The organism is Actinomyces sp. HMSC075C01, assembly GCF_001812965.1.
Lineage (GTDB): Bacteria > Actinomycetota > Actinomycetes > Actinomycetales > Actinomycetaceae > Actinomyces > Actinomyces acetigenes.
The window spans coordinates 56,749-64,054 of record NZ_KV810969.1 but is presented as its reverse complement, the minus strand read 5'-3'; the positions used below and the strand labels follow the sequence as shown (position 1 = coordinate 64,054).

6 protein-coding genes are annotated in these 7,306 nt (G+C 69.3%); 4 read left to right on the top strand and 2 right to left on the bottom strand.

Features of this window, described 5'->3' with window-relative positions:
* Both HMPREF2883_RS03290 and gndA read right to left on the bottom strand, forming a co-directional pair.
* Positions 1-915: M1 family aminopeptidase (locus HMPREF2883_RS03290; protein WP_305366969.1), on the bottom strand; the 915-nt coding region annotated here is incomplete at its 3' end.
* 72 nt (positions 916-987) lie between these two features.
* Complete coding sequence (gene gndA / locus HMPREF2883_RS03285; protein WP_070658960.1) at positions 988-2,463, bottom strand: NADP-dependent phosphogluconate dehydrogenase; 1,476 nt, start codon at positions 2,461-2,463, stop codon at positions 988-990.
* Positions 2,464-2,820: 357 nt separating this feature from the next.
* Here gndA and zwf point away from each other — a divergent pair, with 357 nt between their 5' ends.
* The 4 genes from zwf to HMPREF2883_RS03265 all read left to right on the top strand — a co-directional run bounded on the left by zwf (position 2,821) and on the right by HMPREF2883_RS03265 (position 7,297).
* Complete coding sequence (gene zwf, locus HMPREF2883_RS03280; protein ID WP_070658959.1) at positions 2,821-4,404, top strand: glucose-6-phosphate dehydrogenase; 1,584 nt, start codon at positions 2,821-2,823, stop codon at positions 4,402-4,404.
* Positions 4,401-5,369: a glucose-6-phosphate dehydrogenase assembly protein OpcA gene (locus tag HMPREF2883_RS03275; RefSeq protein WP_070658958.1), complete on the top strand. Its 969-nt coding sequence runs from the start codon at positions 4,401-4,403 to the stop codon at positions 5,367-5,369. Before zwf ends, HMPREF2883_RS03275 begins: the two co-directional genes overlap by 4 nt.
* Entirely contained in the window at positions 5,362-6,153 is a 792-nt protein-coding gene (gene pgl, locus HMPREF2883_RS03270) for a 6-phosphogluconolactonase (RefSeq protein WP_070658957.1), read from the top strand. Before HMPREF2883_RS03275 ends, pgl begins: the two co-directional genes overlap by 8 nt.
* 82 nt (positions 6,154-6,235) lie before the next feature.
* Positions 6,236-7,297: an HNH endonuclease family protein gene (locus HMPREF2883_RS03265; protein ID WP_070658956.1), complete on the top strand. Its 1,062-nt coding sequence runs from the start codon at positions 6,236-6,238 to the stop codon at positions 7,295-7,297.
* Positions 7,298-7,306 lie beyond the last annotated feature (9 nt).

The window sequence follows — 7,306 nt, the reverse complement described above, 5'->3', positions numbered from 1 at the left end:
GAAGAGGTAGAGCTCCTCGTTGAAGGTGACGCAGCCCGGATTCTCCATGGCTCCGAGGTTGTACTCCGGGACGAGCACGCTGTCGTAGGAGTCCCAGGGGAAGCCGTAGGCGTAGGCACGGTCGTAGAGGTCCAGGCCGACGCGGGTCAGGTCGAGGAGCTCGGCGGCATCGAGGTGCTCGGCCAGGCTGGCGCGGCAGGACCAGGACAGTGGGATCGTCAGGCCCGGACGGCTCGGGGACGTCCATTGCCCGGTCACTCGGTGCCAGGGGCCTGCGGCCAGTGCGGTGAGGTAGCTGGGCAGGGGTCTGGAGGCGGCGAAGGATGTCGTCTCACAGCCGGAGCCGGTGCCGGTCGGGGACTGACGGCTCGATCCGCCTGCTTGCGGTCGGGTGTTGGACATGACCGTCCAGCCGCGTGGGTGAGTGACCTCCAGCGAGAAGCGGGTCTTGATGTCCGGCTGCTCCATGATCGGCCAGGCCCGGCGCGCGTCGGAGGGCTCGAAATGGGTGTAGAGGTAGGTGGCGCCGTCGACCGGGTCGTGGAAGCGGTGCAGCCCCTGGCCCGAGTTGGAGTAGAGGCCGCGCGCCGTGATCTCCACCGTGTGCTCGCCCGGGTCGAGAACGGGCAGCTCGATACGGGCCCCGTCCCAGCTCACCGGGACGGGTTGTCCGTCGATGCTGAGGGAGTCGACCGCCTGCCCCACGAAATCCACCCAGAGGCCTTCGACGCGTTGCCTGATGTCCAGGCGCATCAGGCAACGCACGCTGAAGGCGGGCTCGTGACGGGCGGCGGCCCCGGTGATGTCGACGGCCACGTGGGTGGAGGGCACCTGGCACACGGAGGATCGCCAGGAGGCCTCCTCGTGACGCAGGTTCGTGGGGCTGTCTGAGCGGGCGGGCGCGGTGGTCGTCATGCGCCAGAATCTAGCGCTATGTGGTCGCGACTGAGGCCTCCACGAGACGGGTGCGAGGCCTCATCGGGGGTCTCAGTCCCACTTCTCCTCGGTGCGCTCGGGCGTGGCCCACAGGGTGTGGTAGACGCCCTCGACGTCGTCGGTGCGGTGGTAGGTGTGCGAGCCGAAGAAATCTCGCTGCCCCTGGATGAGGGCGGCCGGCAGACGCCGTGAGCGCAGCTGGTCGACGTAGGCCAGGGAGGAGGCGAAGGCAGGGGCGGGGACACCGGTGGTGGCGGAGGTGGCCACGACCTGGCGCCAGGCGGGCAGGACCTTCGCCAGGGAGGAGGCGAAGACCGGCGCCGTGAGCAGACTGGCCAGAGCCGGGTTCTCGTCGTAGGCGCGGGTGATGTCGTCCAGGAAGCGGGCGCGGATGATGCAGCCGCCTCGCCAGATGCGGGCCATGGCACCCAGGTCGATGTTCCAGTCGAACTGCTTGGAGGCGGTGGCGATCTCGTCGAAACCCTGGGCGTAGGCGGCGATCTTGGAACCGTAGAGGGCCTGCTTGACGGCGTCGACGAAGGCGCGTCGCTCCTCGGGGTCGGTCAGTGCCGTCTGCGTGGTTCCTGCAGCGATGTCGGCGGCCTGGACCGCGGCCCGCGCCGCGCTGGAGGAGGAGACCGCGCGCGCGAAGGTGGCCTCGGCGATGGCGGGCACAGCCACTCCCAGCTCGAGGGCCGTCTGGGTGGTCCACACGCCGGTGCCCTTCTGGCCGGCCGCGTCGACGACGACGTCGACGAAGGCCTCTCCGGTGGCCGCGTCGGTGTGGGACAGGACCTCGGTGGTGATGTCGATGAGGTAGGAGTCGAGCTCGGAGTCCTTCCAGGAGCGGAAGACCTCGGCGATCTCCTCCACGGTGAACCCGCCGACGTGGCGCAGCAGGTCGTAGGCCTCGGCGATGAGCTGCATGTCGGCGTACTCAATGCCGTTGTGGACCATCTTGACGAAGTGGCCGGCGCCGTCGGGACCGACGTGGGTGCAGCACGGCGTACCGTAGACGTGGGCCGAGATGGACTCCAGCATCGGCCCCAGGCGGTCATAGGACTCGGCAGTGCCGCCAGGCATGATCGAGGGGCCGTTGAGCGCCCCCTCCTCGCCGCCGGAGACCCCCATGCCCACGAAGTGCAGGCCGCGCTCACGCAGGGAGACCTCACGGCGCCGGGTGTCGGTGTAGAGCGTGTTGCCGGCGTCGACGATGATGTCACCGGGCTCCATGAGGGCAGCGAGCTCCTCGATCACCGCCTCCGTGGCCGCTCCGGCCTGGACCATGATGATGGCCACACGCGGCGTGCGCAGCGAGGCCACGAAGTCCTTCAGGTCGGCCGCGGGCACGAAGTCGCCCTCGGAGCCGTATCGTTCGATGAGCCTCTCGGTACGGGCCAGCGTGCGGTTGAAGACGGCGACCGCGTGACCGTGACGAGCCAGGTTGCGGGCCAGGTTCGCCCCCATCACCCCCAGCCCGAAGACACCGAGATCGGCTGTGGCCGGTGCGGGGGTGAAGCTGCTCATGGAAGTCCTTTCCTGTGCCGCAGCCCTGATGACGGCGCTGCGATTCCAAGCCTTGGTGGTGGACGATACTGGTTGCGCTCTGCCAGGACCCTACCGCGTCCAGTCCTCGCGCACGAGGAGCGTCCGTGGTTCAGACGTGTCCGCAACGGCGTGTAACGGCTCACGGCAGGCCTGTCCCTTCCGGGTGAGACGCCTCCGGGGGCGCTACAGTGACGTGTGCGGCGAGCACAAGTTCCTCGGGGCGGTGCAGTGGCCCTGCAGTGGCCCTGGCCGGGCCTCCGCTCAGAGTGCCGCTGCGCACCGACGACCCGTTGGTGGCGCCTGGTCCGCCGTTCGTCGAATCTCAGAAAGGCCGACGTGTCCAGCTCCGACTCTGCGACTCCGTTTCCGTCGTCGAGACCCGCGCGGGCGGTCAACCCGCTTCTCGACGCCCGTGACCTTCGCCTTCCGCGTATCGCGGACCCCTGCGTCCTGGTGATGTTCGGCATCACTGGTGATCTGGCCCGCCACAAGCTCCTGCCCGCAATCTACGACCTGGCCAACCGCGGCCTGCTCTCCCCCAGCTTCTCCCTGGTGGGGGTCGGCCGGCGCTCCTGGTCCGACGACGACCTGCGCGCCTACGTGGAGGAATCGGCTCGGGCGGGTGCCCGCACCCCCTGGCGTCCCGCCATCTGGGAGCAGCTGGCAGCGGGGATGCGCTTCGTGGAGTTCGCCTCCTTCGAGGATGACGCCGCCTACGACCGGCTCACGGCCGTGGTGGATGACCTGGATGCCACCCGGGGCACACGCGGCAACCGCGCCTTCTACCTGTCGATCCCCCCGGGATGGTTCCCGGCCGTGACTGAGCGGATCGCCCGCTCCGGGCTCGTGGAGGAGTCGGCTGACGCCTGGCGGCGCGTCGTCATCGAGAAGCCCTTCGGGCACAACCGCTCCAGCGCCCGAGAGCTCGATGACCTCGTGGGACGCATCGTGCGTCCCGACGACGTCTTCCGGGTCGACCACTACCTGGGTAAGGAGACGGTGCAGAACATCCTGGCGCTGCGGTTCGCCAACACGATGTTCGAGCCGCTGTGGAACCAGCGCTACGTCGACCATGTCCAGATCACCATGGCCGAGGACATCGGTATCGGCACCCGGGCCGGCTACTACGACACCATCGGCTCGGCTCGCGACGTCATCCAGAACCACCTGCTCCAGCTCCTGGCGCTGACCGCGATGGAGGAGCCCACCAGCATGGAGGCGGCCGCGGTGCGCCTGGAGAAGGAGAAGGTGCTCAACTGCGTGAACCTAGAGCGCAACGGGGTGCTGGACCTGGACCTCACCACAGCCCGGGGCCGTTACGACGCCGGCTTCCAGGGAGGGCTGCCGGTGCGGGGCTACCTGGAGGAGGACGGCGTCGCCACCGACTCCCGAACCGAGACCTTTGCCGCCCTGCGTCTGGAGATCGCCAACCGCCGCTGGGCCGGCGTGCCGTTCTACCTGCGCGCCGGCAAGCGCCTGACTCGCCGGGTCACTGAGGTCGCCGTCGTCTTCAAGCAGCCGCCGTTCCTGCCCTTCGAGTCAGCGGCCACCACGGCCGTGGGAGCCAACACCATCGTGCTGCGGATCCAGCCCGATGAGGGCATCACGCTGCGGCTGGCCTCCAAGGTACCCGGAACCCAGATGGAGCTGCGCGACGTCTCCATGGACTTCGGCTACGGAGCCACCTTCAACGAGGAGTCCCCGGAGGCCTACGAGCGCCTCATCCTCGATGCGCTTCTGGGTGACGCCCCGCTCTTCCCCCACCAGCGCGAGGTCGACCTGTCCTGGCGCATCCTGGATCCTGTCATCGAGCACTGGAGCGCCGGCGGGAGCCCCGAGGGCTATCGCCCCGGCTCCTGGGGGCCGGCCAGTGCCCACGAACTCCTTGCCCGCGACGGCCGCACCTGGAGGCGCTCATGATTACCACACTGACCGCGACGACCACCTCCCGGATCGTCTCCCGGCTGGTGGAGCACGAGGGGGCCTCCGGCTCCTCCCGGGTGCTGACGCTCGTGATCTCCACCGACGAGAAGGGCCTGGAGGATGCGCTGTGCGCCGCGCACGGTGCCAGCCGGGATCATCCCAGCCGAATCATCGCCGTCGTCAAGCCGCCTGAGGAGGACATCGGCCGCGTGACTCCGCGCAGTCGTGACGGACACGTCTCAGCTCAGGCCGGTGGACACCTGGACGCCGAGATCCGAGTCGGTCACGACGCCGGCGCCGGCGAGACGCTGGTCCTGAGGCCCTGGGACGAGGCGGCTCTGCACACCGACACGCTGGTGGTGCCCTTCCTCCTGCCCGACGCCCCGGTGGTCGTGTGGTGGCCAACGACCGTCCCTGAGATCCCCTCGCAGGACCCCTTGGGCCGCCTGGGCTCGACTCGCATCACCAACACCCCCGCACAGGACTTCCCGGCCAGGGCGCTGCGGAAGCTGGCACCGGTGAGCGTGCGCGGCGACATCGATCTGGCCTGGACCCGCATCACCCTGTGGCGCGCCATGGTGGCCTCTACTCTGGATCCGCTGCTGCGCGCGGGCGGGCTGCGGGAGGTGGTGGTGGCCGGCGAACCAAGGAACTCCTCGCTCTGCCTCATGATCACCTGGCTGCGGCTGCGGCTGGATGTGCCGGTCACGCGAGTCGATGAAGAGGGTTTCAAGGGCATCTCCTCCATCACCGCCAGAACCGACGACGGCGAGATCATCATCGCCCGCCACGACCTGGAGCGGGTCACGATCACGCGCCCCGGCTCCCCCGAGCCTCAGGTGGTCACGATGGCCCGACGCGAGCCGATCAGCACCCTCGACGAGGAGCTGCGCCGACTCACCCCCGACCTCGTCTACCAAGAGGTCCTGGCCTCACTGCTCGAGGAGCCCCTCAATGGCTGACTGCACGCCCGACGCCCAGTCGATCGCCGAGATCCAGGCGGCCGCCTCTGCGGCTGCTGCGCCGGACGTCACCGTGGTTCCCACACTGAACGACGCCGCGCTCAGGGCCTGCCAGGACACCATGCGGATCCTGTCCACGGTGGTGACGGACCGGGGAGTCGCCCACTTGGCGCTGACAGGCGGTTCCGGGGGGATGGCGCTGGCTGAAGCCCTCGCGCCGCTCATCGCCGCTCAGCCCGAACCGGTGCGTCGCGCCATCCACCTGTGGTTCGGTGACGAGCGCTTCGTGCCCGCCGGGGACCCGCAGCGCAACGATCTGCTGGCTGCGCCGCTCATCGCCGCAGGCATCAGGGAGTCTCAGACGCACCGGCTGGCCGCTCCGAACGAGGTCAGCGGTCTGGATGAGGCGACCGCGCGTATGGTCCACGAGCTTAAGTCGGCAGGTCTGACCCACGGCGGTTTCGATGTGGTCCACGTAGGGCTGGGACCTGACGCACACATCTGCTCCCTCTTCCCCGGGCACCCGGCCGCACTCGCGGTAGGAGTGCCCGCCGTGGCCGTGCGCAACTCGCCCAAGCCCCCTCCCGAGCGCTACTCCTTGACCTTCGAGGCCCTGCAGCATGCCGGCCGGGTCATGGTGGTGGCCGGCGGCGGAGGCAAGGCCGAGGCGGTACGCCTGGGTCTAGGAGCCCCCGATGTGCTCAAGGCACCGGCCTCGTGCTGCCGGGGGGATCAGACCACCTGGTACCTGGATGAGCCGGCCAACGCTCTGATGCCTGCTTGAGTCCGATCCGGTCGCCCTGCTGGCGCGCTGCGGGCGACGAGCCCACGATTTTCGTGTCGGCGGGTCAGGCTACCGTAGCCCTATGAACGCTACCGGCTGGCTTCTGGCGCGCCTCACGGTGCTCGGTGCACTCAGTGCGTCGGGGATGGCAGCCGCCCTTCCCGTCCATGCCGATGACGCCTCGCCGGTGCCCGCCCAGAACTCCGCGGCCACTGAGCTCACCGCTCTCCACGAGGCACCCTGGGACCGGAGAGGAGACTTCATCCTGTCCCCGAAGGCCTCTCTCGAGGCGCTTTCGGAGCTGCCCGAGGACGCTCCGGCCGCCCACTCCTGGGCGGAGGGAGGTTCCCGCACCGGCTGGTTCGGTGAGGCGTGGACCGACGTCGACGGCGACGGTTGTGACACTCGTAACGAGATCCTGGCCCGGGACCTGACGGACGCCGACTTCTCGCGTGCCGACGGCGTTCAGTCCCGTGAGGAGGGACGTGGCCAGGGTGCGGGTGTGTGCCCGGACGCCACCGTCTGGGCGGGTGTCCTTCAGGATCCGTACACCGGGAATAGGATCACCTTCACGCGTGGTCAGGGGACCTCGGAAGCCGTCCAGATCGACCATGTGGTACCGCTGAACTACCTCTACGCCCACGGAGCCTGGCAGTGGGATGAGCGCACCCGACTGCTGGCAGCCAACGACCCGCTGAATCTCGTCGCTGTTGAAGGCGAGGCCAACCAGGCCAAGGGCGCCTGCGGCCCGGCGAGCTGTCCCGTTGGTTCCACCGAGACCGGCAGCTGGCGACCGACCGGTCCGGGGGGCTGGTGGCCGGAGAACACCTCCTACCGCTGCACTTACGCGCGTCGATTCGTCTCAGTGGCAGCCGCCTACCGGCTCGGCCTGCCCCAGGCCGACAGGGAGGCGCTGCGCTCCGCCTTGAACAGCTGCCTCGCCGGTGGGAACGGGACCGCGTCGCTCCCGGAACGAGCCGCTCGTACCGCGAAGGAGGTCGGCTCCGTTATGTGGCGCAGTCCCGGGTACGCCGCGCTGGCGGCCGTCGGCGCCCTGGTTCTGGGATGGGGACTCATGGTTCGGGGGCAGCGCCGCGGGCGCGCAGCCTCACGGCGCCGAAGCCGTTCCATGCCTCGCCGCTGAGCCACTTGC

Bases quoted from the DNA above. Each gene is read 5' to 3' on its own strand.
- gndA (WP_070658960.1), bottom strand. From the start codon at position 2,463: ATGAGCAGCTTCACCCCCGCACCGGCCACAGCCGATCTCGGTGTCTTC.
- HMPREF2883_RS03275 (WP_070658958.1), top strand. From the start codon at position 4,401: ATGATTACCACACTGACCGCGACGACCACCTCCCGGATCGTCTCCCGG.
- pgl (WP_070658957.1), top strand. From the start codon at position 5,362: ATGGCTGACTGCACGCCCGACGCCCAGTCGATCGCCGAGATCCAGGCG.
- HMPREF2883_RS03265 (WP_070658956.1), top strand. From the start codon at position 6,236: ATGAACGCTACCGGCTGGCTTCTGGCGCGCCTCACGGTGCTCGGTGCA.